The following is a 25,539-nucleotide window of genomic DNA, read 5'->3' as shown; positions in this document are numbered from 1 at the left end:
CCCTGCCAGTTGGGGCGCACGGTGCAGGTGCGACGATGCAGGCATGCGTGAGTTGAGCCAGCTGATCGACGTCGAGGAACCGGCCTGGCCGGAACTCAGGGAGACAATCGAGGCAAGTCCAATGTCCGTCGAGGTGCTCCCACCCGATAGCGATCTGGGCAGGGCGTCGATTCTTCAGCTGCAGGTCACGGCCAGGTCGTACCTGGGTGCGGTAGTACTGCACTGCGGTGGTCTGCTGGTGGACGACGGTTGGCTGCGAGTCTACGGCAGCCCAGTCGGTGGGGCTGCGCACGAGGTGCCTGGCCTGGCTCACGTGAATCAGTTCCCCGAAGCGTTCGACCCAGCGTGGCGAACGGAGACCGGTTTGGTGCTGGCACACGACGTGCTGGGCGGCGTCTTCGCTCTCAACGGCGCCACTCCCGCCGGCGCCGATCGTCCCGGCGCCCCCGGCGAGGTTGTCTACTTCGCCCCGGATTCCCTGCGCTGGGAGGCTCTGGGGGTTGGTCACTCGACGTGGCTGGCCTGGCTGGTGTCCGGGGCACTCGATGAGTTCTACGCCGATCTGCGCTGGCCCGGCTGGAAGGAGGAGGTCCGGGCGCTGAATAGCAACCAGGGCCTGTCCTTCTTCCCGCCGTTGTGGTCGGCCGAGGCGCGCCAGGACATCTCCGCGACCAGCCGTCGCGTCGTGCCCATGAAAGAGCTGCTCGGCGTCGCCCGGGACTCATGCCGACAGTTCGACGGCGTTGATCCGGGCTTTCTCGGCGCCGTGTGAATCGGTCGCCCCGTCCAGCCGGCGGTAGCAGATCAGGGCGGCGGCGATCCCGGCGAAGGTCAGGAAGTGCTCTGCCTTGCGCTCGTAGCGACGATGCAGGCGGCGGCACCCGGTCGCACCCGTCAAATCCCCCCTTTCGCTGCCCGCATATTGACCGAGTCGATCGCGCACCGCGACCAGTCCAGGATGCCGCGGGCGCCGAGCTCGTCCAGGACTAGGCGATGGAGCTTGCCCCAGACCCGGGCCCGGCTCCACTCCGTGAAGCGCCGGTGCGCGGTCGGCCCGGACGGGCCGAAGCCCGACGGCAGTTGCCGCCAAGTGCAGCCCGTTGTGGCCACGAAGATGATGGCCGCTAGCACCTGCCGGTCTCCATACCTGCTTCGGCCACCGCCCTGGGGCCGTACCGGAGCAGCCGGAACCACCCGCTGGAACAACTCCCACAACCCATCCGGCACCAGACGCTCCACCATCGCCATCACGACCGCCAGCCTAGTGATCAAGCCAGTTGAGACGATCTCCAAAACAGAGCGGATCGGGGCGAGAATCGGCTGACCGGCTCCCGCCAGGTGTTCCGGATGATGAGGCGAGGCGTGGACAGGCGTCACACTGTGACGCTCGACGTGAGGCTAGCTGCCGGTCGCGCGCCGGCACCTCCGGCCGGGGCACCGGACCGCCGGCCTCTCCAACGCCCCCGCCTTCACCGCAATGGCCGGCCACCGTCCGGCGACCGCGGCGACGGCATGGCCTGGGTATGACGGGGGCGTACGGGGTGCGAAGGACGCCGTCGGCCGCGCGCACGGCCTGACGTCCGTCCCTGGCGGCCCCTTCGCCCGCTACGGCCGGACGGAGATCTCTCCGATGCCCGAGCCCAGCGAGGAACAGTGGGCGGTCGACTGGCCCAACTGGCCGGGCCGCAGGGTCACGTGCTCACCGTCCACGTCCGGAGACCAGCCGCAGACCAGGTGTACCCAGAATGTCTGGGTACTGGTTCCGTTGTTCTTGCAGAGAGCCCATCCGGTGTACTCGTCGATGGCGTGCTTGCCGGTGTTGCACGACAGGCCGGGTGGCGTGGCCGCGCGCGCTTGGGGCTGGGCGGCGACGACAGTAGCCGGGGTCAGGGCGACGAGGGCGGCGGCCGATGCCGTGGCCATCAGACCTGTGGCGTTCAGCTTCACGTTGCTCTCCTGCGCTTCGCATGCCGGTCAGGCGACCGGCCGGACATACCGCTGGGTCGTACCAACGGTGTGCGCGCCGAAAACAGCGGGGAGCTATGACGGCGTGTGATGTCTCCTGGTCGGGGAGAAACGAATCACTCGTTCGTGTGGCTGTAGGCGTGGGCCTGTTCCGGTTCGTCCGAAGCAGCGCGTGCGCTGCTTCGGGGCACCTCGGCCGTGGCGGCTCCGCGACCGTCGGCGAACGAGGGTGACGAGGGCGACCGGACGTGCCGGAGAGCGCTGTCGCCGGCACGGCCTCGCTCAGGTCCACAGCCCAGGCATCGTCGGGCAAGACGTAGTTCCACGACTGGGCCGGGCGCGGAAGCACATCTCAGCCCTCGCACACCGATGGCAGGGCCCGCACCAGCCCTTCCACGTGCAGCGTGTCCAGCCGGTGCCCGTAGGCCGACCATGCCGCCGCCATTCGCAAACGCGGGCCGCACGAAGGCCGCGCCCGCAGCCCCTCCGTTTCCCGCAATGCGGTCAGCAGAGCCGTGGTGATCCGGTCGAGCGCCGGTCGCACCTCCTTTACGAGGTCGGGCCGCTCGGTCGGCCGCTCCTCCGGGTGGGCGTCCCAGCGGGCGTAGAGGCCGCGCTGCACCAGCTTGTTGGCCTCGATCTGGTCGCGGAACACCGCGGTCACGGCGTCAGGGTTGAGCCCGAGGCCGACGGCCCTCGCGGCGACGTCGTCCAGGATCTGCCGCTCGCGCACCGGATCGTCGATGGGCTTGTCGGTGCCGTACTTGGCGGCGGCCACCTTGTCGGCCAGCAGCAGCCGCTCGGCGAACAGCTCGGTCACCGACCCGAGGCCAGGGGCGAGGCTGGCAGCCCGTGCCGGAGTCGGCGGCACCGCGGTGGCCGGGGCGGCGCCGGCGAGGGTGACGGCCGCCGTGGCGCAGACGGCGACGAGGGTAGACCGGAGTATCGGGGCGCGCACGTGGGTTTCCTTCCTTGAGTGGAGCGGCGCCAGGTCGTCGCCTGCGCCGTGCACCACCGTATCGACCACGAGCCCGAATCGCCGCGTGAACCGCTGGGCGGCGTAAAGGAGTTGCCGCGTTCACGCGCCCCTGATCGTCTACGACCGCACCGAGACCGCGTCCGTCGGCACGTTGCCCCGGGTGAGGCGGTTCCGCTGCACCCGGAGGCGGTCGCGTTGACCGGGCCCTGCGACGCGTTGGACGACTTCGGCATCGATGCCGAGACGGGCGCCGTGGTCGATGACTTTCGTTCGATAGCCGGTGTCGGCAGTTCATCCCCCGGCCGGCCGTACCCCTTCGTCACGATGCCGGAGACGGGGGACACCTCCTGGACGCAGATGACCGCGCGGGCAGCAAGTGGTCCGAGACCCCAGGCGCATCGGTGCGAGGCCTCTGGCCCGCACCTCGATAACGGAGAGCGACCACAGCGATCGCGGCCACCCCGAACGCTGTCACGGGCCAGGCCAGCGCGGCGGGCGTGGCTGAGCAACGAGCTGCCGATCAGGCCGCCCATGCCGATGCCCAGGTAGAGGGGAGAACCGTTGAGGGCCACGGCGAGCGAGCCGGTTCCCTCAACAAACTGAAGCAATCGCGCGGCATCGCCACCCAGGCTTGGTGGCGGCATTGCTGCACCGGGTGCGGACCGGCGTGCGCTGACTGCGGCCCGCGCCCACCGGATCTTCGCCGACCGCGCCGGCGCCCGTGCTGTGGACAGCGCCCGTCGAGGAGGACGTAGTCCGGGTTGGCCTCGCGCAGGGCGCGTAGCAGGCCGGGTGCGCGGTCGGCGAGCAGGTCGATCACCGCGGCCGTGTAGGCGTGGGCGGTGCCGACGGAGGTACCGAAGCCGGCCGCGAGCTGGGCGAGGGTGTCGTGTCGGCGCAGGTACACCAGGCCGACCAGGGCACGCTGGTGCGGTGGGAGCTTGCAGCGGCGGTCACCCTCGCGGGTGACGATGAGCATCGTGACCCACTCGACCAAGGCGTGAGGCAGGTCGAGTGCGGCAGAGTAGGGAACCAACGCGGCTCCTGTGCCTGTGGGTTGAGACTTCGAACACCTCCCCCAACGGCACGGGAGCCTCGTGCGTTGCGGGCATCGATCCCGTCACCCGATCAGTGGCCACGCTGAAAGAGCTCACTGCGCCGTACTTCGCGATGCACTCTCCCGTGCTCCCAACGGATGCTTTCACACGCAGGGTGGGTCGTACGGTAGGTCGCCGACATAGCGGTTCCACTCTCGCCTGGTCAGGATGTGTCCGGTGGCATCGCAGATGCGATGGATGGCTCGGCGGGGGTCGAGGACCCACAACCAAAAGGCACCACCTGACCCGTCGGTTGTGACCAGGGTTCGGCCGTCCGGACTGAACACAAAGCTGTTGCTGAAAGCTCCTTGGCTCGGGAAAGAATGGCCCTGGGCGGAGGGGCGAGCTGGATCACTCACATCCCACAGCTGGATCGCGCCTTCAGGGGTTGCACTTGCCAGCGTGCGGTTGTCGGGACTGAAGGCCACACCTTCCGCTCGCTCCTGAGCCTGGGGCCAATTCCCGAGTAGTTTCGGTCGACCCTTATGCGTGGTCTCCCACATGCGTATGGTTCCCTCCAGGGTGACGGTAGCCAGATACCGACCGTTGGGCGCGAGCGCTACGGCGTCGCCGGGGAGCGGCCTTCCACGCTTTGCAGGACGGGTTGGGTTGCTGGTGTCCCAGAGTTGATAGCCGTCGTCGTCAACCTGCACGGCGAGTGTCCGTCCATCGGCACCGAGGGTGAAATCTTCTACAGTGGTGTCTTCATAGGGAAGATTGCCTACTCCTAGAGGTTTGCAATGGGTTGGGTCGGTGATGTCCCAGGTGCGGATCCGTACGCCGCCGCTGCCCAGTTCCATTGCCTGGGAAGTGTCCTGTGATGCAGAGTTCCCTTCCGTTGCTTCTGGCTCTTGCAGTTCGTAGGTGACAAGGGTGCGGCCGTAATCCCTGAAGCGCATGGCCTCGACGCCGTAGCCTTTCCCAGCAGGAACATGACCGACCTGGCGAGGACGGGAGGGGTCAGTGGCGTCGTAAAGCCCCACCCCGCCTTGCTGCGGCGCCACAGCGAGCAGGTGCCCTCGCGGGGCGAATTCAGCAGCCGTCCCGGAAAGCCTGCGGGGAAGGGGCTTTGGCCACTCCGGGGACGTCGTATTGGTGTCCCATAGCTGTACCGATCCCTGTGAGCAGGCTGTGACCATAGTGTTGCCGTCCGCGCTGAAGGTGGCAGAGCTCATGCCCGAGCAGTCGGGCAGGGCGATGGGCGGCAGGCGCCACACGCGCAGCGTCTGGTGATCCTCCACGATCAGGCTGCGGCTGTCCGGTCCGAAGGCCAACGCGGTCTGTTCCTGTGAGCGGCGGCTCAGCGGAGGGCCCAGACGCTGCGGCGAGCCAGCAGGTGCCAGCTCCCACAGCTGGACTGCGTCATCTCCGGCGATGGCGAGGAGTCGACCGTCCGGACTGTAGGCCACCGCTGCCGTGCGTGTGCTGTCGGGGGCCCTCAGTTGTTCCCACGAGTTGGCATTCAGGACGACGGGACGATGTGGCCTGCTGACGTCAACCAGCCCGATCTGTCCTTTTTCAGCGCCGCCGGTGGCGATGATCCGTCCGTTCGGGCTGAAGGAGAGAATGTCGCCGTCCGTCATCCTGGAGTTCAGTCGTGAGACAACGGTGGGATGCCGGGGGTGTGACGTGTCCCAGAACCGCACGGTGCCGTCCTCGGTGCTGAGTGTCGCCAGGAGAGGTCGGCGTGGACTGAAGGCCGCCAGGTCGCCGGGCAACGACGGGACGAGCACTTCTGGGTGCCCGGAGTCGTGGACATCCCAGAGGGACGAAGTGTGGTCGCCCCCTACCGCGAGCAGGGTGCCGTCGTCGTTGAAAGCCATGAACTTGCCCAAGTCGTCGTCGGGCGCGGGAAGCGTGCCGAGGTGGTGGGGATGCGCGACATCGGCGATGCTCCACAACCCGACAGTGAGGTCGTAGCCGGCAACGGCCAAGGTCCGTCCGTCAGGGCTCAGTGTCGCCTGCCAACCGGGCAGCGCGCGGCCGATGAGTTTGGGATGTGTGAAGTCGGTGGTGTCCCACAGTCGGATGACATTGGCACCGGCCAGAGCCAGGATGTGGTGAGCGGAGACGTAGGACGCTCTGCCACCGTTCGGTAGATACGCGTTGTTGGGTCCATCCGGGTTGGGCACCCCGACATCGGTGAACAGCGGTGAGGCCGCGTCCGCCACCAGGTTCGTGAACGTTTGTGGGGAGCGCCGGACGTGGTAAGCCGTGACGTCCAGTTGCGCAGCCAGTGCCTCGTTCTGGTTCTGTAAGGGCACGGCACCACCTCCGTGGAGCCGGTCTGCCTCTGCGGTGATCTGCCGGGATACGGCGGCGTCGCGCTCCGCACGCGCTGCGGCGCGTTGCTGCAAGGCAACCGTCACCGCGGCGCAGGCCACGAGAACCAGGGCAGTCAGTCCTGCGACCAGCGAGCGCAGGCGCCGGGTCGTGCGGACGGCCGCTCGCTGTTCGCGGCGGCGCATTTCGACGCTGGCGGTGAGGAAGTCCCTCTCCAGTGCGGTCAGCTCGCGCTTGTGCTCGGCAACGATGAACGCCTCTTCTGCAGCGTCCAGCCGAGTGCCGCGGTACAGCGCACCTTTGTCGCGGTCCAGGTCGTCCCATGTGCGGGCGGCTTCCGTGAGCTGGCGGTGCAGGCGCAGACGCTCGCGGGCGTCGCCGATCCATTGCCGTAGGCGCGGCCAGGCAGTGATGAGGGCTTCGTGGGCGAGGTCCACGGTGTCGTGGTCAAGGGTGAGCAGACGGGCACGGGCGAGGCGGTCGAGGACGACGGCCGTGTCGGTGGGGCTGTCGAAGGCGAGCTCCGTGCGGGGAACAGGACGCCGGGTGTCGGGGGTCCCCTCACCGGGGGTGATCAGCCGCAGCATGATCCTGCGGGCCAGATCGGCCTGTGCCGGAGTGAGGCGGGCATAAGCGCCTTCTGCTGTGTGGGCGATCGCACCGTGCAAGCCGCCCGCCGCCTCATAGGCCTCGAGCGTAAGGGCGCGGCCTCTCCGGCGCCGCCACGTCTCCAGCAGAGCATGTGACATCAACGGAAGCGCACCAGGTTCGTCCTCGACTTCCTCGAGGATACGGGCCGACAGGGCACGCTCGACGATGAGACCGGTCCACTGCGCGGGCTTGACGATGGCCTCGCGCAGTTCGTCCCGGCTCATCGGACCGGACAGCACGGTGGCATTCTGCAGCGCGGCAGTCAGTTGCGGGTGCGCGGCGCAGCGGCCGAGGAAGTCGGCGCGTACCGCGATGACCACGCGCAGCCGACTGACCGGGTCGGTGCTGGCCAGGAGGTGGCCGAGGAACTCTTCGCGTTCACCGGGATCCGTGCACAAGGTGTAGAGCTCTTCGAACTGGTCCACGACCAGCCATGTGTCCCCGTCTCCGTCGGCCGGCGCGAGGCGCTCTGCGTGGGTACGCATCGGGTGCTCGCCCGGGGTGAGCACGCGCAGGGCGGCCGGCCGCGGCCCGGACTGGCCAGGAGTACGCAGACGGGGGATGAGGCCGGCCCGCAGCAGTGAGGACTTGCCCGAGCCTGAAGGCCCGAAGACGGCGGTGAAGCGGCGGGAGCAGGCCTGCTGGAACAGACGCTCGGTGAGTTCGTCGCGGCCGAAGAACAGATCTGCATCTGTGGGCTCGAAACGGGCCAGGCCCCGATAGGGAGGCTCTGCCTCGTCGCCCTCGGTCCGGGGTTCGGCTGCTGCCTCCGTGGCTGCCTGGCACCAGCGCTCGCGCCACTCCTCCGGGTCACCACCGCAGGCGCGGACGTAGGCGAGGACGACCGGCAGGGTCGGCAACCGCTCACCCGCAGCCGCCTGCGACAGCGTGCTCGCCCCCTGCCCCGCGCGCTGCGCCATCACCCGATAGGTCGGGCTCCCGGCTTCTGCACGGAGGCTGCGTAACTCGAACGCCAGCCGCTGTACCGGCCCGGCGCTCGGATCGAGCGGACTCTCCGGTCGTCCCGCCATGTACGGCTCCCTCCCGGTCACCGCTCCCGGTGGAGCGGCACCACGGCCGCAGAAGCTACGCACGTCCACGGCAGGAGAGCAAACCCAAGACGCCTTCTCTGGGCAATGCTGCGGCACCGTACCCCGTGACCTGCAGTGCAGCTATTGATCAGAGGGGCGGGGACGGCTGCCCATTCGACAGCCACGGGAAGCGGCACTGGTACAAGTGCGGCTCAGGCGGCGGCTACTGCAAGGTGCCGGGGGCAACGTGGTGGCTACCCCAAGGGTGCGGGCCTGGAACCCCGCCGGCATGTCGCACATCTACTGGAACATCGGCTGACACCAGCCCTCAACCGCAGGTAGGAGCACCTGGGGTGGTCCCGCGTCCTCTTCGCTAGCTGTGCGGGACCACCCCCACGCGCACAGGCGCGGCAGCCCGGCGAACTCACCACGGTGCGCGCCGTCTTCTGCTCGGCAGGCGTCGGCTTGTCGGTGTGCCAATAAGTCAGTGGCGGGGCGACGTCCCTGAGCGTGCCACCAGCCCCAGATGCCGGCTGACCGCGGGGGGTACATGGGTGGCCCCTAGTTGGACTTGGCAGCGCTTCGTCAGGGCACCTCGTAGACCTTGGGCATTGCGGAGCGCGTAGTCGGCCCGGTCGGTGTGCCAGGCGGGAGTGATCCGGCTCTACCGAGGCGGGCGGTCGGGCAGGCGCAAGCCCTACCGCGGACGTTGTCGCGGGGCAGGCTCGCCGTAGGGCGACCGCGGAGCGGCTTGGCCTGGTGGCCCGGCGGCGCGCGTGGTGCCCTCCCGGGGGCCCGTCCGTGGTCGCGAGGGAACGCACCTTCACCGCCGAACGCGCCACCCACGCCCGCGCCGTCGCCGAAACCGCGGGCCGCCGCATCGGCCGCCCCGTAGCCACTCCCCCGACAAGACTGAGTACGCGCGCCTACTCAAGGACCAGGGCAGCAGCTATGGGGAGATCAGCAGCAAGACCGGTATCGCGAAGACCTCCCTGCACCGCCACCTCCAGGGGTAGCCGCATCGCAGGTGCGGAGGTGGTCAATGCCGGACGGCGCCTCCAGCGGAGGTCGGTGAGCCTCGACGGCCTGCTCCGGCGGTTGTCGCGGTGCGCAGCCTCGGGGCCAGAGCCGTGCGCAGTGCCGGGGTGAGGACGTGGCGGGTCTCGGACGGGGAGAGGGCGGCGGGGGTAGGCAAGGGGTTGAGGTAGCGGGTGTAGATGAGGCCGCCGAGGATCGTCACCACGGCCGTGGCGCGGGCGGTCGCGTCCCGGCCACCGAGAAATTCAACAAGCCGGGTCAGCAGCTCGTGTTCCAGGTATTCGCGGATCACTTCGGCGGCCTCGTCGCCCTGGGTGGTGAGCTGCTGGAAGTCGGCGTCCTCCCACAGATCCGTGACCGCGTCGATCAGGCGGTCGGGGAGGGTGGCCGGGTCGCCGCCGAGGACGTCGTCCACCGCCAGTGCGTTGGCGCACTGGAACTGCATCACCTCTGCGAACAGGCCCTTCTTCGAGCCGAAGTGGTAGGCGATCAGCGCCGGATCGACCCCGGCCGCCCCGGCCACCGCACGCACGGTGGTGCGCCGGTACCCGTGCTCCAGGAACAACCCGCGGGCCACCGAGACGATCACCTGGCGGGTCGGCGGGTTGCCGCGAGGGCGGCCTCGGCTGCGGGCGGGTGCGAGGGCGGCGTTATTCATCAACGTTGAGCTTGTGCTTCGTGATCAGCACAGTCAAGGGCGTTCCGGGAAACACACGAAGGGATGACCCGACACCATGCGTATCGCAGTCTTCGGCGCCAACGGACCGACCGGCCGCCACCTCACCGAGCAGGCCCTCGCCGCCGGCCACCAGGTCGTCGCCGTGACCCGCCGCCCCGGCTCCCTGCCCGCGCGGCCCGGCCTCACCGTGGCCGTCGCCGACGCCACCGACCCGGTGGCCGTCGATGCCGCGCTCGGCGGGACGGACGCCGTCCTCTCCGCGCTGGGCGCACGCTTCAGCAAGGAGACCATCACCACGTACTCGGCGAGCGCCACAGCCATCACCGGGGCTATGGCCCGCCACGGCATCAAGCGACTTCTCGCCGTAAGCTCCAGCATCGCCGACCCGAACTGGCGTCCCACCGGCGCGCTTTTCTTCAACCATGTGCTCGACCCGCTGGTGAACCGGCGCCTGGGCCGCACCCTTCACGAGGACATGCGCCGCATGGAGGACGTGATCCGTCAGACGGGCCTCGACTGGACCCTCGTGCGGCCCTCGGGCCTGTTCGAGAACCCCGTCGTCACGGAATACCACACCGCCGAGACCAGCGCCGACGGCGTCTTCACCGCCCGCGCCGACCTCGCCGCGAGCATGCTGCGCGAGCTGGAGGAACGGCGGTACGTCCGGACAGCCATGGGCGTCATCACCACGGCCGTGAAGCCGAATATCGCCAAGCTGATCTGGAACGAGGGCGTGAGGAAGAAGTGAGCCGGGTGACCGCCGAACTACCGTTCGGCACGAGGGCGTTCCTCACTCGCCCCTACCCGGCCACCTTCACCACCCTCCGCCGCGACGGCACCCCGCACGTCACCCCCGTCCGCTTCACCTTCGACGCGTCCACCGGCCTGGCCCGGGTCACCACCCGGGCCAGGGCCCGGAAGGCCCGGAACGTGGCGGCGGGCGGCCCGGCGGTCCGCGTCGCGCTCTGCCAGGCGGACGGCTTTCGCTGGGTCACCCTCGAAGGCCGGGCCACCGTCACCGACGACCCCGCGCGCCTGGCCGAGGCGGTCCGCCGCTACATCGTCCGCTACCGCGCGGCCCCGCCCGCCCCGCTGGACCTGGTCGTCGTCGAGATCGCCGTCGACCACGTCCTGAGCCTCAACCTCTGAAGCCCCCGTACTGAAAGCGAAGTGACCCCGCGATGCCCACCCTTCCCATCCTCGAGTCCACCCTCCACTACCGCGAGTCCGGCGACCCCGCCGGGCTGCCGTTCGTCTTCCTCCACGGCAACCCCACCTCCTCCCACCTGTGGCGGAACGTCCTGCCGGGTGTGGCCGCGCCCGGCCGCCGCCTGCTGGCCCCGGACCTCATCGGCATGGGCGACTCCGGGAAGCCCGACCTCGCCTACTCCTTCGACGACCACGCCCGCTACCTCGACGCCTGGTTCGACGCCCTCGGCCTTACCGAGGCCGTCCTCGTCGGCCACGACTGGGGCGGCGCGCTCGCCTTCGACCGGGCCGCCCGTCTCCCGGGCCGGGTCCGCGGTCTCGCCTTCACCGAGACAATCATCAAGCCGCTGGTCGGCGACGAGTTCCCGGCTGCGGGGCGGGAGTTGTTCACCCTCCTGCGCACCCCCGGGGTGGGCGAAGCGATGGTCCTGGAGAAGTCGCTGTTCATCGAAGGGCTCCCGGACACGGTCGCCACCCCCCTCGCCCCTGCCGACCTGGAGGTCTACCGCCGCCCCTTTCCCACCCCGCGGAGCCGCCGCCCGGTGTTGGCGTGGACGCGCATGATGCCCCTGGACAGCCAGCCCGCCGACGTCGTGGCCCGCGTCGAGCACTACGACGCTTGGCTGGCCCAAAGCCCCGAAGTCCCCAAGCTGCTTGCCGCGTTCGAGCCGGGGCCCGGTGCGATGACCGACCCGAGGGCCGTGGCCTGGTGCGAGGAAAACATCGCAGGCCTGGAGGTCTCCCGTCACGGCCTCGCCGGTCACCACTCCCCGGAGGACCGCCCCGAGGAACTGGCCGCGGCGATCAACGCCTGGGCCGACCGCCATGGCCTGGCGCGCCAATAGGTGTCCTCTACCACGACGTGCCGATCGTCCCAGGGCAAGCTGTGCTGCCGCAGACGGACGTACACGCCGCGATCGGCGTCACCCTCGAACGCTCAGCGAACGGGAGCCCAGGACGCCGCCGCCCGGCCACCTCCTGGAAGCCCTGCCTGCGGGGCAGCAAAGACGCCATGGAGAAACGACTGCTCAATCAACCCATGGTCGAAGGAGGGTGGTGCGGCCCCCACGCCGTGTCGCTGCACGCCCTTGTCGGGGTGGGGAGTTGGGCAGTGCGGACCGGTTCAGGGGCGGACCGTGGTGCCGTCTTCCGTCGGCTGGACCTCGTAGCGGGTGGCCAGGCACTCGACGAGGAAGAGCCCGCGGCCTTGCTCCTCATCGGCGTCCCCCTGCCGTACCTGGACGCACTTACGGGGACTCCGGCCTGGGCCCTTGTCCGCCACGACCACCCCTACTTCATGAGCGGTGAGCACGGCGGCGACACGGACATGCACGCCCGGGCGTGCATCACGGAGTTGGTGGTGAGTCGACGGGGCCACAAGGGGGCAGCCTGATCTGCCTCGGAGGGAGCGTGCCGGCACACATGCTCAGGCAGGTGCCGCCTGGGTTACGCGTCTGCGGGATGCGGCATCAGCCCTGGGGACCTCGCGGCATGACCAACGGCGGGGCGGTCGTCCAGGGTGGGTTCGCCCGGCCGGTGGACAAGTGGCCGACGGTTCTGCGCCGTGGACGAAGTACGGCCGCAATTCGCTCAGCATCTTGAACGCGACCTCGACGCGGTCATCGCCGGCCTCACGCAGCCATGGAACTCGGGCGTCGTCGAAGGCCACGCCAACCGGATCAAGCTGCTCAAGCGTCAGATGTTTGGCCGTGCAGGATTCGAACTCCTTCGCAAACGGGTCCTGCTGGCTGACCGAGCGTCACGACTCCGCAACGAGTGGGCCAGAGCCCGGAAAGAGGAGTCGTTTGTCGACGGCTTCGGGAGTCCCCTCGGGTGGAGCAGGCATGATCAATGCCGATGAGTTCGGGCGTCTCTTGCGGCTCAGCGGGCGAGGGAGACGGCGAAGGGCTCGAAGCCGTGCCGGCGCAGGATGTGGGGAACCACGAGGATCATGGCCTCGGTAGCGCGGGCTGTGGTGATGCCGCCGAGATCCTGGATCCATGCGGGCTGCCAGCCCAGGTCGCCGAGCAGGCCGGTGACGGTCTTCTTCGCGTTCTGGTCATCGCCCGACAGATAGGCGGTCGGTGGGGTGCTCAGGGTTTCGGGAGCGGTCATGACCATGAACAGCATGGTGTTGAGGGTCTTGACGACGGGGGTGTCGGGGAGGGCGGCCTGGAGTTGCTCGGCGAGGCTGCTGCCGGGATAGCACAGGTCGCCGGGCAGGCCGTCATCGGCGTCGCGGGTGGCGTTGGAGACATCGACGAGGAGTTTCCCGGAGAGCTCGGTGCGCAGGCCGGCCAGGCGACCCAGGGAGGTGTCGCCAGGCGTCGCGTTGATCACGATGTCCGCGGTGCGGGCGGTGGTGCGCTGGTCGGCGAAGGCAATCTGCGGGGCGATGCCGGCGGCAAGGGCTGCGGTCTCTTCCGAGTTCCGGACACCGAGGGTGACACGGTGTCCGGCTGCGGAGAGCTTGCCGGCGAGGTTGGTGCCGACGCGGCCGGCTCCCAGGATGCCGATGCTGGTCATGAGGTGATGCTCCTTGCGGTGTGAGATGGGTGGAGCGGAGGTGTCCGGTCAGGCGATCGGCGACAGGACCTTGAGGGCGGCGGTGTGGATGCCGGGGGCGGCGGCCAGGAAGTCGCGGCTGCCCGTGTTCCAGGGCTCGCCCGCCAGGTCGGTGACGGTGCCTCCGGCCTCGGAGACCAGCAGCGCACCGGCGACCAGACCGGAGCGAACGTCGGAGAACTGCCAGAAGGCGTCCGTGCGTCCGGCGGCGACGTGGATGAGCTGCATCGTGGCGGGAACGGACACGCGCACGACCAGGCCGTTGATGAGCATGGCGGTGACCGAGTCACCGATCCGCCGGAAGGTGCGCTCGTCCTCGCCGGGCCTGGCCTGGCCGGTGCCGGTGAGCGCGGCGCCCAGATCGGTCTTGCCGGACACCTTCAGGGGCCGGTCGTTGAGGCGGGCACCGCCGCCGGCGACAGCGGTGTAGGTGTCGCCGGTCAGTGGCAGGTGGACGACGGTGAGGACCGGCTGGTTGTCGCGGACCAGGGTGGCGGTCACGGCCCAGTCCTCCATGCCGTGAACGTGGTTGATGTTGCCCTCGGCGGGGTCGACGACCCACCACTCCCCCGACGGGAGCGCACCGCCGGCCAGCTCGTCCTCGGCCCACTGCGATCCCCGCCGGGCCCGCAGCAGCGGCTCCCGCAGCACGTCCAGCACCGCGTCGTCGTTGGCGTGGATCTCAGCGACGACCTCCTCCAGACTCACGCCCCGGGCGTGCGGGGTGTGGCGCTCGCGCAGGGTGAGGCCTGCGGTCTTCACCGCGGCGGTCACCTCGGACAGGAGCGTCGTGTCGGCGGCGAAAGGCATGGCTGTGCTCATGGTGGGCTCCTGGGTTCGATGTGTGCGGGCGGCTTGTCTCTCGCCCGCACTTCGAAGGTAGGCCTCCCCATCATTAACAACAAGTGCATGCTATTCAGTTGTAGAGTTACTTTCATGCAAGTGGATCTGAACCTGCTCATGGCCCTGGACGCACTGCTGGAAGAGGGCAGCGTCGCCGGCGCCGCAGCACGCCTCCACGTCACCGCACCGGCGATGAGCCGCTCCCTGGGCCGCATCCGCAAGGCCACCGGTGACCAGATCCTGGTCCGCACCGGCCGCAGCATGGTTCCCACCCCCCGGGCACTGGCCATGCGCGCCCAGGTCCATACCCTCGTACAACAGGCCCACGACCTTCTCTCCGCCCAGCAAGAACTCGACCTGGCAGCTCTGGACCGGGTGTTCACCGTGCGCTGGCACGACGCCCTGACCGCCGCCTGCGGCACCGCCCTGATCACCGCCGTCCACCGCCAGGCCCCCGGCGTCCGGCTGCGCCTGTCCGCCGAGCCCGGGACGGACGACGCCGAGCTGCGCCGGGGTGAGGTCGACCTCGAATCGAGCTCCGGCGCCCCAACGCTCCCGGACATCCGCCACCGCCTCGTCGGCAGCGACCGACTGGTCGTCGCCGTCCGACCGGGCCACCCCCTCACCGAAGACCCGCTGAGCATCGAGCGCTACGCAGCCGCCGAACACCTCACCGTTTCGCGACGCGGAAACCTGCGTGACCCGATCGACGACGCCCTGACCACCCGCGGCCTCCAGCGGCGCGTCGTCGCCGCCGGGCCCACCGCCGCCTTCGCGCTGCAACTCGCCCGCGATACCGACCTGGTCGTCACCCTCCCGGACGCGGTCACCCGCGCAGCCCGGGAACAACTCGGCCTCGCCACACTGCCGCCGCCACTCCCGCTGCCCGAGGTCCCCCTGTACCTGCTGTGGCACCAGCGCTACGACGACGACCGCGCCCACGCCTGGCTGCGAGACCTGGCCGCCGAAACCGTCCAGGCACTATTTGCACCACCGACCGCCTCTCAACAGCCCCTCCTCAACCGGACCGGCCAGTGACGGATACGCCGGGGGCGGGCTGCTCGGCTACGTTGTCAGGGTCGGGCACTCTGCGAAAACCCTTCATCGGTCTCCGGCCTCAAGATTCGTCGCACGCTGCTTGGTCCGTTCGACCTGGCGCAGCAGCAGGTCGGCGAAGTGGATGATTTCGGCAGCCTCGACCGGGTCGTCGACTTCACAGTGCGGTGGCTGGACGGGGTCTTGAACGCGTGCACAGGGCTCCGGCGACGAGAGCCGAGTCGGCTTCCTGCTCGCCGCCTTCGGCCCCGGCGTCAGCCAGCGGCCCGCCTGCGTTGCCGTTCTTGTACGGCTGGAACGCGGCGCCCATGAGAGGCACGGCGACCAGGGAGTTGCCGAGGCCGGAGGCTTCGCGGACGGCGGCCTCGACTGCTTTCATGGCCGCGAAGCCGGCGAGCTCGTACTCGCCCAGGTGGAAGTTGGTGCGCACCGCCCCTCCAGGGCTGGATGCAGCGAGCCCGAGAGCCGTTCGCCGGCCTCGAACCGGGCCGGAGGGGTGCTTGCGGAAGGCTTCGTTCATCTAGGTCCGGTCCCGGGCGTGCAGCGCCCGGGGCTCAAGCCATGACCAGGGCATCTGCCAGCCTGTCGAGAAGCCGGCCGGCGTCCGGCTCAGCCGCCGCCACACCGCCGCGTCGGCGCCGTGCTCCTGGAGCTGCTCCAGCATGGTGACGACGACGGGTACCGCCTGGCCGTAGTCCTTCGCCGTGATCGCCTCGCGGTAGAGGCTTCGGTACCGGCACGGCGCCCAGTAGCGGCGGCCGGCTTCCTCGAGGATCTGCACGGTGTTGTCGACCTTGCCCTTTGAGGGGCGCAGGAGCACTTGCCAGCGGAGAGAGGGTGCGATGATCGGCAGAGAAGCGCTGGGCATCCGGCAGCGGGAGAAACGGAAACCTGACCGAAGGATGCCGCTCCCGCACGCGGGAAGCGGCAGTTTGGCACGGTCACCTACCCGGGGCATGGGCTGAGGGCGCGCGTCGGTGGTCAGACGAGAGAGAAGCGGTCGCTGCGAGTCGGCCGCAGGGACAACCCGGCCAAGCGTTGAGCACCGAGGTTGCCCGGCTGTCACCCATCGCTCAGGGTCCGGTCACCCGGCCCGCTGGGTTGTCTCCCCGGCCTGGGCGGGTACCGCCGGCAGGGGGACGGTGCAGGAGGCGCAGCGTCGGGCCTGGGCCGGGACGGGGCTGAGGCACTCGGGGCAGTCCCGCTTGGGGGCCTGTACGTCGTGGTGGGGAGCGAGACGCTCGTGCAGCTTGTTGATCGGGAGTACGACGAGGAAGTACAGGGCGCTGGCGATGAGGAGGAAACTGATCGCCGCGTTGATGAAGGCTCCGTAGGGGAACTTGGTGGCGCCTACCGTGAAGGTCTTGCGGGCCAGGTCGCCGGTGGCACCGGTGGCCAGTCCCACGAGCGGGGTCAAAAAGGCGCTGACGAAGCCGTTGACGACGGCGGTGAACGCCGCTCCGATCACGATGCCGACTGCCAGGTCGACCACGTTGCCGCGCAGGATGAAGCTGCGGAAGCCCTTCACCTTTTCACCCCTTCAAACCCCATGACGTCGACGGGCGGCACCCCCGCTCCTCACCCCGGATGCCCTGCCACGTCGCACCCATGCCTGCTGGGCACGCTGGCTACCGCTCTGTCTGCTCAGGGTCACTCGGGCGGGTCGACCCGAGATTGGAACTGACGCCAGCAGTGGCGGACGTGCTGCTCAGCCTCTCGTACGGTGGAGGAGGTGTCGTCGGAAAGCGTGGCTGTAGATGACGGGGCGTTGTGCCCGTCGGCGTGGGGTGTGCTGCGGCGACGCGGCGGGTGAGCAGCGCAGGCGCGTTGTGTTCGGCCGCCCTGGTGGAGGACCGCTGCCCGGACGACCAGGATTGCGGCGATGACTGCTGCGGCGGTCAGCACGGCAGCCGCGTCTTCGCCAGGACCGCGCACCGACAGCTGGGCCTACATCACCGCCGGCTACAGCCTGCCCATCGGGGAGCCGTGGCTGCCCGGGTCCCACTGCGACCACCTGCTGATCAGCCCCCCCCACCTCCACGGCTCCTGTCTGGAGAGATGCCCGCTGGCCGACGGACACGCCCGCATTCTCTGGGTAATGCCGGTGACGACGGCCGAGATGGAGTACCGCCGCACGGACGGTCACGAAGCCCTTGAACGGCTCTTCGACGAGTACGCGATCGTCCCGACCGACCCGCGGCGGCCGTCCGTCGTCTGAACCTCGCGGGCACGGTCCCGGCACCGGCGACAGGCGGGGCCCGCACTGCGCGGTCGGCGGCATGGAGGGGCCCTCGCCGCGCACTGCGGTCCGCCGTTCACCCACAGAGCAGCGACACGGCGTCGCCCGCCGGCTCCTCCGAGAGGCGGAGCAGGAAGAGGACGGGATGGGGATGACCTCGTACGGGGTAGGCGAGCGGGACGACGCGGGGCGGTCCGGCGTACTGCTTGAGGGAGGGTCAACGTATGCAATTCGATGACGATGCTGCTCTGGACACGTCCGAGGTCGAGGACGGTCGGGGAGGTGCGCTGGGTGGGATCCCGGGCGGCGGGAAGACCATCGGCGGAGGACTGGTCGGAATCGTGGTGCTGGTCGCGTCCGTGCTCTTGGGTGTCGACCCCGGCATGTTCGGCTCGGGCAGCAGCGACACGTCCTCGTCCGGCAAGTCAGCCGCGGACCTCGCGGCGGACTGCCGGACCGGTGCCGACGCCAACCGCAAGGAGCAGTGCCGGATCGTCGCCGTGGTCGACAGCGTGCAGGCATTCTGGAAACAGACGGAGACAGCCGCCGGCAAGCCCTACCAGCAGGCCCCGACGTTCCTGTTCACCGGCAGTGTGAACACCGGCTGCGGGAACGCGACTTCCGACGTCGGCCCCTTCTACTGCTCAGCCGATGACAAGGTCTATCTCGACCTCGGCTTCTTCAACGACCTGAGCAGCAAGTTCGGCGCCAAGGGCGGCCCGTTCGCCGAGGCCTACGTCATCGCGCACGAATACGGCCACCACTTCCAGGACCTCAGCGGAGCGATCTCCCGCGGCAGCGGAAAGGGCCAGAACAGCGGCTCGGTGAAACTCGAGTTGCAGGCGGACTGCTACGCCGGAGTGTGGGCCCACCACGCCACGACCATCCCCGACCCCAAGAGCGGTAAGCCACTGATCACCGACTTGACGAAGGACGACATCAACCGCGGGCTGGACGCGGCCGCCGCCGTCGGAGACGACCGTATCCAGCAGCGCTACCAGGGCAAGGTCACACCCGACACCTGGACCCACGGCTCCGCCAGCCAGCGCCAGCAATGGTTCTCCACCGGCTACCGCTCCGGCCGTGTCGCCAGCTGCAACACGTTCAGCTGACCACCGCCATGGTCGACGGATTCGCCACCGCGGGACCGCGTCACTGGCGGCCGTGGCGAGCCCGTGGCCGGCAGGAGGCGCGGCTGGCCCGGCTGACCCGGCTGGGGAGGACGTCCGGTCCGGCTCGGTCGCGGCGCCCCCCCGATTCGGTTCTCGACCAGGTGTGCCGCTACCGGGGCGGCACCGGCGAACCGCTGGTCGCGCGGACAGCCGCGGTCGAGCTGCTCAGCGTGGTCCGGCCCACCGTCGCGGTCTGCTGGTTCGTCGCCTTCGCGGCGCACGCGCTGCACCGCTGGTCCGAGAACCGAGAGCGGCTGCGGTCGAGGGATGCGGTGTACGCAGCGGCGTTCACGCACGAGGTCCGCAGCCGGCGCGGGCAGGCACGCGGCGTCCCTGCGGTTCGCGGAGAACATGCCGTTCAACGCGGCGCACGCGTGGATGCGATGGACTGGACAAACGTCGACTGGCCGGTGGTACATCCGGCGGCGATCGCCTGGCAGGCGGTGAAGAAGGGCGAACCACTGACTGTCCTGTCACTGGAGCCCGAGCTGTACGCGGTCACCGGCATCACGCCACTGAACCCGACCTGACCTTCAACCTGGCGGATCTGCGGCGCCGACCGCCGACGGCGGCAGCACGGTGCCGGGTCCCGGTCATCCAGGGACCGGTTGGAGGAGGCGGACTCGGGGCCCAGGGTGTGGCGGTCGGCGGTCGGGCATGAACTGGGCCAAGCCCTGCACCCACCCGGTGGCAGACCGGGCGTCGTCAGCGACGGTCAGCGTCACACGTCCGAGACGGCCCCAGGGGGTGAGGATCCTCCCGCCCGGTTTCGTCTGCTCGACCCAGGCCCACGGGATCCGTCCGACGGCGTAGGGGCGATCACCCGGCCGTAGGGGGGCTGCAGGCGCCCATCCTTCGTTCCGTCGCCGATCTGCACGTCGACCTTGGCACCTGCTTCGGCCAGCGCCCGGCGCGCCTTGCAGGCCCGGTCGGGGTTCGCCTCGAGGCGACGGCATCTCCAGGGCCGGTCCGCCAGCTCAGCAGGGCGGCGTTCCAGCCGTTGCCGGTGCCCAGTTCCAGCACTCGGTGGCCGGGTTCGAGGAGCAGCGAGTCCAGCATGTCGACCACCACGGCCTGGCTGGGACAGGCTCGAGGTCTCGGCGAGTCGTTCGGCGGGCAGCAAGCCCTGCTCCTCGTAGCGCAGCGAGCAGGTGCTGACCCCGAGGGCCTTGGCCAGCTCCCCGATCCACATCCCGCTCCCTCCCGCCCGCCTGCCCCGGCCGCGGGCTTGACCTTGACGTCGAGGCGAAAGTCTGGCGTGGCGGTCATGAGGGCGACTGAACCGAGCAGGCACCGAACCACCGATCAGGTCCGGAACACCGCGCTGCTCACCGGGGCCGGCACAGCGCTGAGGCGGGAGATGCCGTCCAGGTGCCGTCGATGGGGGCCCTCCGCCGGGCGCGGACCGGATCGGCCGGTGTCAGCGGCGCGATCCGGTTCACGACAAGGCACGCGTCAGAACCGTGTCAGGGTCAGCCGGATTCCGGTGGGCGCGGTGTCCTGGATGTAGGAGGCGAAGTCGGCGACGTCGTCGAAGGCGAAGCCGTAGGCCTTGCCGTCCTGGGTCGCCGCGTGGATGGCTTTCGCGTAGTGGTTGGTGAGGTCGGTCCGGTAGAAGGCCGAGGCGTCGGTGACGGGCTGGTCGGGGTTGCTGAGGAGGGTGGAGCGGTTGAAGCCGGCGCCCAGGTCGGCGGCGACAGGACCGGTGGTGCCGTCGTTCGGTGCGGCGAGGTTGCCGTCGCAGAAGAGGACGTCGCGGGTGGACGGCTTGCCGAAGGTGACCGGGGCCGGACCGTCGAACGTGAACCTGTCGGCGCGCACCCGGCCCGTGAAGGTGCCCGCGTTGGTGGTGACCTTGAGGTCCTTGCCGGTGTAGGTGCTCCACACCTGGTCGATGTACGGGGCGAAGTAGTCCTTGGCGAACAGGCCCGCGTCCAGACCGTGTCCGGGAGCGATGACGCGCAGGTCGTCGACGACCAGCGGGGCGAACTCCGCGACCTGCTTGACCGCGCTGAACACCGAAGCCCGGCCGCCGTCGCGCAGGGTGCCCGTGGTCTGGTCCTTGGCTCCGGTCAGCCGGATGCTCATCGGCACGCTGAACATGTCAACCATGGTCGTGTTGCAGAACATGCCCGCGGCGTTGTAGGTGAACTCGGCGCAGTCGTGCAGTACGCGGTAGTTGGGGTCGGAGGTCACCCAGCCGGCGGGGTACTGCAGTGCCGGGTTTCCGTTGCCGGCCTTGACGACCTTGAACTTCAGCTTCTGCCCGAGCGACACGTATATGCGGCCGGACATATAGGGGAGCTTGAGGGTGGCCTCTCCGCTCGCGGGCAGGGAGAGGGCGTAGTCGGTGAAGCCGTCCGCGCCGTTGTCGGACAGGGCTATCGGGGCCAGGGTGCCGTCAGGGGTGACCCGTACCTGCTTCCCGTCCTGGTTGCCGACGACGTAGACGTGCACCGAGGCGTTGTCGAACGAGCCGCTGTCGTTGACGATCGTCAGCGGCAGCGCGCCCGCCGCGGCGGCCTTCGTGCCGTTGTCCGCCGTACCGGCGAGGGCGTAGGGGCCGAGGGCCGCGACGGCGGGGGCGGCCACCGCCGCTCCGCCCAGGGCGAAGAACAGCTTGCGGCGGGTGAGACTGCGCTGGTGACGTGCTGCCATGTGGCGTGCCTTTCGTTGGTACATGTGCCTCTAGGAGGCAGTGGGGGGTGGGTGGGGGTTGGTGGGGTGGGTCGTCCGCCCTGCGGGTCAGCCCACGATCCACTTCTGGTTGGCGGTGCCGCCGCAGGTCCAGATCTGCAGCCGAGTGCCGTCGGCGGCCGAACCGCCCGTGGCGTCGAGGCACTTGTCCGCCCCGACGTTGGTCAGGTCGTGGGCGGCGGTGTAGGTCCACTGCTGGGCCTTGCTGCCGTTGCAGGTGTAGAGCTGGACGGGGGTGCCGTCCCCGGTGGAACCACCGCGCACATCGAGGCACTTGCCCAGCGCGCGGACGGTGCCGTCACTGCCCAGCGTCCACTTCTGGGCGTCGGCACCGGTGCAGTCGTGCAGTTGGATCGGCGTTCCATCCGTGGTGGAGGCGCCGGCGACGTCGACGCACATACCGCCGATGCCCTTCATGGCGCCGCTCTTGCCCGTCGACCCGGTCGAGCCGCCCGTGTCGGAGGTCGAGACGCGGACGTAGTCGATGGTCATCGTCTGCGGGAAGGAGGTGGCCGAGTCGGGGCTGCCGGGCCAGTCGCCGCCGACGGCGAGGTTCAGGATGAGGAAGAACGGGTGGTCGTAGACCCACTTCTTGCCGCCGAGGTCGGCCGGCGTGCGGGTCTCGTAGACGTGGCCGTCCACCGACCAGGTGATCGCCGTCGGGCTCCAGTCGACGGCGAAGACGTGGAAGTCGTCGGCGAACGCCTTGCCGTCGGGCAGGGTGTAGGCGGCGCCGAGGCCGCCGGAGCCGGAATAGCCGGGGCCGTGGATGGTGCCGTGGACCACGCCGGGCTCGTGACCGACGTTCTCCATGATGTCGATCTCGCCGCTGTTGGGCCAGCCCGCGCTCCCGAGGTCGTTGCCGAGCATCCAGAAGGCCGGCCAGACACCCCGGCCGCGCGGGATCTTGATGCGGGACTCGAAGTGGCCGTACGCCTGGCTGAAGGTGCGGGCCGTGTTGAGCCGGGCCGACGAGTACTGGCATGTCCCGTTCCAGCACTGCAGTGCGGAGTCGGTGTTCTTGCGCGCCGTGATCACCAGGTGGCCTTCGCCGTCCAGGGCGGCGTTCCGGTTGCCCGGCGTGTAGTACTGCAGCTCGTGGTTGCCGTTGCCCGAACCACCGGTCTCGATCGTCCACTTGGCCGGGTCGGGGGCGCTTCCGGCGCTGCCGTCGAAGTCGTCGGACCAGGTCACCGCGGTGGGTGCGGCGCTGGCCCGGTTCGCGCCGGAACCGGTCGTGGTGATGAGGACGGCGGTGACGAGAGCGGCGGCGACCAGTGAGACCAGTCCGCCGAGCGTCCACCGCCGAGCGCGATGAGCTGCCATGGCTGGGATGACACCTTGTCTTGTGGGGGATTCAGGTGGTTGCGCCCGTACGGCGGGCCGCGGACGAGGAGGCTGGGCGTTCCGATTGAGAGCGCTCTCTCGACTGCGGTGAGCCGCGGGTGAACCCCGATGGTACGCACGGCGGTTACCTCGGCCAACTTGTCTGCGTCACGCTCAACACCGCCTGAACTGCGGTTACTTGCAAAGTGAGTCGAGACTCAAGTTCGCTTAAGGAGCGTTTAAGCCCCCCTTAAGCGAAGCGGCTCCGCGCTGGACGCCCATCGGAATAGCCAATTCCGGCGATGTGGCCGCATTCGCACACAAGGGCCGCACTCGAACCCGGGCATGACATCGCCATGCGGATTCGGACAGAAGACACTGCACCCCACGTGACCTCGGCGGGATCGCCCCGTCCAGAGCCGGAGTCCGGGGCACCGCCGTCAGGAGCTGGACGCTCTGGGTGAAGGTGCGGCGGGCTCGGTGGACGGGGAGAGCGGGTGGGTGTCGGGGGTCAGGCCGAGGCTGGTCATCAGCCGCTGCTGGCCGGGGTGAAGGGTCTGCCAGGTGGCCAGATGTCGGTGCAGCCAGGAGCCGGTCTTCCCTCCGGCGAGCTGGGTGTCGTGGGTGAGTGCGGCAGGGTCGGCGCCGGTGGCGAGGTGGGCGCGTAGCAGGTGGCATTCGCGGTGCCAGTCCGCTCCGCGCGGCAGCCGCCAATCGAGGGCGAACGCGGTGAGGGCGTCCGCGCGGGCGCTAGCCAGTTCGTACAGGGTGAGCCCTACGAACAGCACCGGCCGCGCGCCGAGTCCGCGACGCGGATGGACACCAGCGTCTTCCCGGTCTCCGTCGCCGACACTCGGCGTGCAGAAAGTCGCCACGGGCCTGTTCGCCGACCTGCCGGGAGATCTCCTCCTGGCCGCCCACCTGTACGTCGAGGCCGGCAGTGGTCCGTGTCAGCTCCGGAGCGAGCCTGCTCAGTCGCGCGCGTGTGGCGGTGGCGGTGCCCTCCAGGCGGGCGAGTATCAGAGCGCGATGGCCGTTTCTGCTGCGCAGCGGGGCGCTGCGGGTGTCCCAGTAGGAGGTGACGTCCGTGACACCGGGTGCCCGCGTCACCTCAGCGGCGAGCGCACGAGCGGCCCGCCGGCTGGACGGGCTGTCGACGTCGCCGTCCCGGGCGGTCACCAGAACGGCCAGGTTGGGGTTGCCGGTACCGAAGTCGTCCCGCAGCCGCTCGCCGGCCCGCACCGACTCCGTGCCGGGTGCACTCCAGCGGGAGAGATCCAGGTCGTCGGCGGCGCCTGCGCCGTACGCGGCCAGTCCCGGGAAGACAAGCAGAACAGCGACCAGCACGGCGCGACTTCGCCGCACGGCCAGCCGGCCGAGGCGAGTGAGCATGACGGGCCCTTCCGGTGGGAACGGGTGTGGCCTCCGCGCAGATTGAGCGCCGTCAGCTTCGACACCGCCGCTGACCAACCGCTGGAAGATCCACTGGAAGGGCCGCCCAGGGATATCCTCGGCCCATGGATGTGCCGACGTCGGGTGAGAGTGCCGCGCACGGTCTGCGCTTCGAACTGCTCGGCCCCCTGCGCGCACGGCGTGACGGCGCCGAGATCCCCCTGGGGCCGCCCAGGCAGCGGGCGGTGCTCGCCGTCCTCCTGCTCCAAGAAGGCCGCCCCGCTGTCCTACGACAGCCTGGTCGAGGCGGTCTGGGGCGGGACGCCGCCCCCCCCCAGGTGCGCAATCTCGTGCAGAAGTACGTCTCCGGGCTGCGCCGCGCCCTCCCGGACGACGGCCCGGAACTGGTAGGGACGGGCAGCGGTTACCAGCTGAGCGGGGCGACCGTCGCCGACTTGCGCGACCGGCGGCACCTGGTGGACGAAGCGCTCGCGGCTCGGGCCGCCGGCGAGCCGACCCGGGCGAGGGATCTGGCGCGACTGGCCGAGGAACTGTGGCGAGGCGAGTTCGCCGAAGGGCTAAGGGCGCCGTACCTGGAAGCCGAGCGGCTGCGCTGGGCGGAGAAGCGGCTCACTGGGCCGGACACCTCTTGCCGCCGATGAGGCGAGGTCAAGGTCCCGGTCATGAGCGGTCGACCCCCGGCCGTCGGCGGTCCGGGAAGCCCGCTTTCCCCACGGCGGGAACGCCGTCCGGAGCGGGCCCGCTTGATGGCGGCACCCGCGCCCTGAACGTGGTTCCTGCCGGTCAGCCCTGGAGGCCCGGGGCACCCTCAAGGGGACGTTGCGTACGGCGCGCCCCTGGCGGTCGCGGATCCGGCCCATCCGCTTGGCGGTGCGCAGAGCCACGGTGCGGCCACGGACGCGGAGTTCGGACATGCGCTCGGCGAGCAGCGCGTCGAAGGTGCCCACCTCGCGGGTGCCACGGAGCCCGACGGAGAGCAGCAGGTTGCACGAGCCGGTGACCGAGGCACACAACCGGGTCTGCGGCAGATGGGCCAGGGCCAGGCCGAGGCGGTCGAGGTCCTGGCGGAACCACGGTCCGGTAGGTGACGACCAAGGCGCTGGCCTCCCCAGTCGATCCGGCCCATCACCAGTGCGTCCGTCGGCCCCGACTCGCCGTCCTGGAGGATCCGGAGCCTTCCCGGGCCCGTCAGCACCATGCGTTCGCCTTCGGTGCCAGGGAGGAGCGGTAGGTGCCGCCGCGCCCCCGTCCGCCGCGATCCGTCCAGCACTAGGTACTCGGAGCGGCTGAGAGCGC

24 protein-coding genes and 2 pseudogenes are annotated in these 25,539 nt (G+C 69.8%); 10 read left to right on the top strand and 16 right to left on the bottom strand.

The genetic code is table 11. The features are described from left to right. The first annotated feature begins 43 nt into the window (after positions 1–43). Complete coding sequence (locus S1361_RS37825; RefSeq protein ID WP_208036311.1) at positions 44–772, top strand: DUF2625 domain-containing protein; 729 nt, start codon at positions 44–46, stop codon at positions 770–772. Positions 773–787: 15 nt separating this feature from the next. Here the strand turns inward: S1361_RS37825 and S1361_RS37820 are convergent. The 6 genes and pseudogenes from S1361_RS37820 to S1361_RS37795 all read right to left on the bottom strand — a co-directional run. After that, positions 788–1,248 (bottom strand): annotated as a pseudogene (locus S1361_RS37820) (transposase); the annotation flags it as partial. Positions 1,249–1,605: 357 nt separating this feature from the next. Beyond that, positions 1,606–1,923 (bottom strand): hypothetical protein, encoded by a 318-nt coding sequence (locus S1361_RS37815; protein ID WP_243769585.1) that lies wholly within the window; start codon positions 1,921–1,923, stop codon positions 1,606–1,608. A gap of 394 nt (positions 1,924–2,317) precedes the next feature. Continuing rightward, positions 2,318–2,923, bottom strand: coding sequence for a chorismate mutase (locus S1361_RS37810; protein ID WP_208036309.1), 606 nt, complete (start codon positions 2,921–2,923; stop codon positions 2,318–2,320). Positions 2,924–3,680: 757 nt separating this feature from the next. Continuing rightward, positions 3,681–3,980 (bottom strand): annotated as a pseudogene (locus S1361_RS37805) (helix-turn-helix domain-containing protein); the annotation flags it as partial. A gap of 165 nt (positions 3,981–4,145) precedes the next feature. Next, the gene (locus S1361_RS37800; RefSeq protein WP_208036308.1) at positions 4,146–8,006 is read right to left on the bottom strand and encodes an nSTAND1 domain-containing NTPase; all 3,861 of its coding nucleotides are present in this window, start codon (positions 8,004–8,006) and stop codon (positions 4,146–4,148) included. A 1,039-nt stretch (positions 8,007–9,045) separates the two neighbouring features. After that, the gene (locus S1361_RS37795) at positions 9,046–9,702 is read right to left on the bottom strand and encodes a TetR/AcrR family transcriptional regulator (protein WP_208036307.1); all 657 of its coding nucleotides are present in this window, start codon (positions 9,700–9,702) and stop codon (positions 9,046–9,048) included. Positions 9,703–9,778: 76 nt separating this feature from the next. Between S1361_RS37795 and S1361_RS37790 the strand changes: the two genes are divergently transcribed. From S1361_RS37790 to S1361_RS37780, 3 genes are read left to right on the top strand one after another with little or no spacing between them, the layout of a single operon-like run. Further along, on the top strand, positions 9,779–10,471 hold the full coding sequence (locus tag S1361_RS37790; RefSeq protein ID WP_208036306.1) for an NAD(P)-dependent oxidoreductase: 693 nt from the start codon (positions 9,779–9,781) through the stop codon (positions 10,469–10,471). A 5-nt stretch (positions 10,472–10,476) separates the two neighbouring features. After that, positions 10,477–10,872 carry a pyridoxamine 5'-phosphate oxidase family protein gene (locus S1361_RS37785; RefSeq protein ID WP_243769460.1) on the top strand — a complete coding sequence of 132 codons (396 nt, stop codon included), beginning with the start codon at positions 10,477–10,479 and terminating at the stop codon, positions 10,870–10,872. A 32-nt stretch (positions 10,873–10,904) separates the two neighbouring features. Beyond that, positions 10,905–11,777, top strand: coding sequence for a haloalkane dehalogenase (locus S1361_RS37780; RefSeq protein ID WP_208036304.1), 873 nt, complete (start codon positions 10,905–10,907; stop codon positions 11,775–11,777). A 278-nt stretch (positions 11,778–12,055) separates the two neighbouring features. Here S1361_RS37780 and S1361_RS40470 read toward each other — a convergent pair whose 3' ends face one another. Then, positions 12,056–12,220, bottom strand: coding sequence for an ATP-binding protein (locus S1361_RS40470; RefSeq protein WP_425088129.1), 165 nt, complete (start codon positions 12,218–12,220; stop codon positions 12,056–12,058). Positions 12,221–12,496: 276 nt separating this feature from the next. Between S1361_RS40470 and S1361_RS39710 the strand changes: the two genes are divergently transcribed. Beyond that, complete coding sequence (locus S1361_RS39710) at positions 12,497–12,793, top strand: hypothetical protein (protein WP_243769588.1); 297 nt, start codon at positions 12,497–12,499, stop codon at positions 12,791–12,793. A gap of 20 nt (positions 12,794–12,813) precedes the next feature. Here S1361_RS39710 and S1361_RS37765 read toward each other — a convergent pair whose 3' ends face one another. Together S1361_RS37765 and S1361_RS37760 are read right to left on the bottom strand one after the other, a co-directional pair. Further along, positions 12,814–13,458, bottom strand: a complete 645-nt coding sequence (locus S1361_RS37765; RefSeq protein WP_208036302.1) for an NADPH-dependent F420 reductase — start codon at positions 13,456–13,458, stop codon at positions 12,814–12,816. Between the two features lie 48 nt (positions 13,459–13,506). After that, the gene (locus tag S1361_RS37760) at positions 13,507–14,319 is read right to left on the bottom strand and encodes an inositol monophosphatase family protein (RefSeq protein ID WP_208036301.1); all 813 of its coding nucleotides are present in this window, start codon (positions 14,317–14,319) and stop codon (positions 13,507–13,509) included. A 114-nt stretch (positions 14,320–14,433) separates the two neighbouring features. Here S1361_RS37760 and S1361_RS37755 point away from each other — a divergent pair, with 114 nt between their 5' ends. Continuing rightward, positions 14,434–15,378 (top strand): LysR family transcriptional regulator, encoded by a 945-nt coding sequence (locus S1361_RS37755; RefSeq protein WP_208036300.1) that lies wholly within the window; start codon positions 14,434–14,436, stop codon positions 15,376–15,378. Between the two features lie 175 nt (positions 15,379–15,553). Here S1361_RS37755 and S1361_RS37750 read toward each other — a convergent pair whose 3' ends face one another. The 3 genes from S1361_RS37750 to mscL form a co-directional block, all read right to left on the bottom strand. Continuing rightward, on the bottom strand, positions 15,554–15,826 hold the full coding sequence (locus S1361_RS37750; RefSeq protein WP_208036299.1) for a TIGR02391 family protein: 273 nt from the start codon (positions 15,824–15,826) through the stop codon (positions 15,554–15,556). A 90-nt stretch (positions 15,827–15,916) separates the two neighbouring features. Then, on the bottom strand, positions 15,917–16,264 hold the full coding sequence (locus tag S1361_RS39705) for a hypothetical protein (RefSeq protein ID WP_243769458.1): 348 nt from the start codon (positions 16,262–16,264) through the stop codon (positions 15,917–15,919). A gap of 216 nt (positions 16,265–16,480) precedes the next feature. Further along, entirely contained in the window at positions 16,481–16,924 is a 444-nt protein-coding gene (mscL, locus tag S1361_RS37740) for a large conductance mechanosensitive channel protein MscL (RefSeq protein WP_208036298.1), read from the bottom strand. 354 nt (positions 16,925–17,278) lie between these two features. On the opposite strand from mscL, the gene S1361_RS37735 reads away from it, so the two are divergent. The 3 genes from S1361_RS37735 to S1361_RS40110 all read left to right on the top strand — a co-directional run bounded on the left by S1361_RS37735 (position 17,279) and on the right by S1361_RS40110 (position 19,337). Then, positions 17,279–17,614: a suppressor of fused domain protein gene (locus tag S1361_RS37735; protein ID WP_208036297.1), complete on the top strand. Its 336-nt coding sequence runs from the start codon at positions 17,279–17,281 to the stop codon at positions 17,612–17,614. A gap of 245 nt (positions 17,615–17,859) precedes the next feature. Then, entirely contained in the window at positions 17,860–18,747 is an 888-nt protein-coding gene (gene ypfJ / locus S1361_RS37730; RefSeq protein ID WP_208036296.1) for a KPN_02809 family neutral zinc metallopeptidase, read from the top strand. A gap of 8 nt (positions 18,748–18,755) precedes the next feature. Next, on the top strand, positions 18,756–19,337 hold the full coding sequence (locus tag S1361_RS40110) for a hypothetical protein (RefSeq protein ID WP_341829363.1): 582 nt from the start codon (positions 18,756–18,758) through the stop codon (positions 19,335–19,337). A 925-nt stretch (positions 19,338–20,262) separates the two neighbouring features. On the opposite strand, the gene S1361_RS37720 is transcribed toward S1361_RS40110, so the two are convergent. The 4 genes from S1361_RS37720 to S1361_RS37705 all read right to left on the bottom strand — a co-directional run bounded on the left by S1361_RS37720 (position 20,263) and on the right by S1361_RS37705 (position 24,222). Further along, complete coding sequence (locus S1361_RS37720) at positions 20,263–21,465, bottom strand: glycoside hydrolase family 64 protein (RefSeq protein ID WP_208036295.1); 1,203 nt, start codon at positions 21,463–21,465, stop codon at positions 20,263–20,265. Between the two features lie 87 nt (positions 21,466–21,552). Beyond that, positions 21,553–22,830 (bottom strand): glycoside hydrolase family 16 protein, encoded by a 1,278-nt coding sequence (locus tag S1361_RS37715; protein WP_208036294.1) that lies wholly within the window; start codon positions 22,828–22,830, stop codon positions 21,553–21,555. A gap of 440 nt (positions 22,831–23,270) precedes the next feature. Next, complete coding sequence (locus S1361_RS37710) at positions 23,271–23,618, bottom strand: hypothetical protein (protein WP_243769457.1); 348 nt, start codon at positions 23,616–23,618, stop codon at positions 23,271–23,273. Continuing rightward, positions 23,581–24,222: an MMPL family transporter gene (locus tag S1361_RS37705; protein WP_208036293.1), complete on the bottom strand. Its 642-nt coding sequence runs from the start codon at positions 24,220–24,222 to the stop codon at positions 23,581–23,583. Before S1361_RS37705 ends, S1361_RS37710 begins: the two co-directional genes overlap by 38 nt. A gap of 125 nt (positions 24,223–24,347) precedes the next feature. Between S1361_RS37705 and S1361_RS37700 the strand changes: the two genes are divergently transcribed. After that, entirely contained in the window at positions 24,348–24,884 is a 537-nt protein-coding gene (locus S1361_RS37700; protein WP_208036292.1) for an AfsR/SARP family transcriptional regulator, read from the top strand. The last annotated feature ends 655 nt before the right edge of the window (positions 24,885–25,539 follow it).

The sequence above is a fragment of the Streptomyces cyanogenus genome, assembly GCF_017526105.1.
GTDB classification, from domain to species: Bacteria; Actinomycetota; Actinomycetes; order Streptomycetales; family Streptomycetaceae; genus Streptomyces; species Streptomyces cyanogenus.
This window is presented reverse-complemented; position numbering and strand designations above follow the sequence as displayed.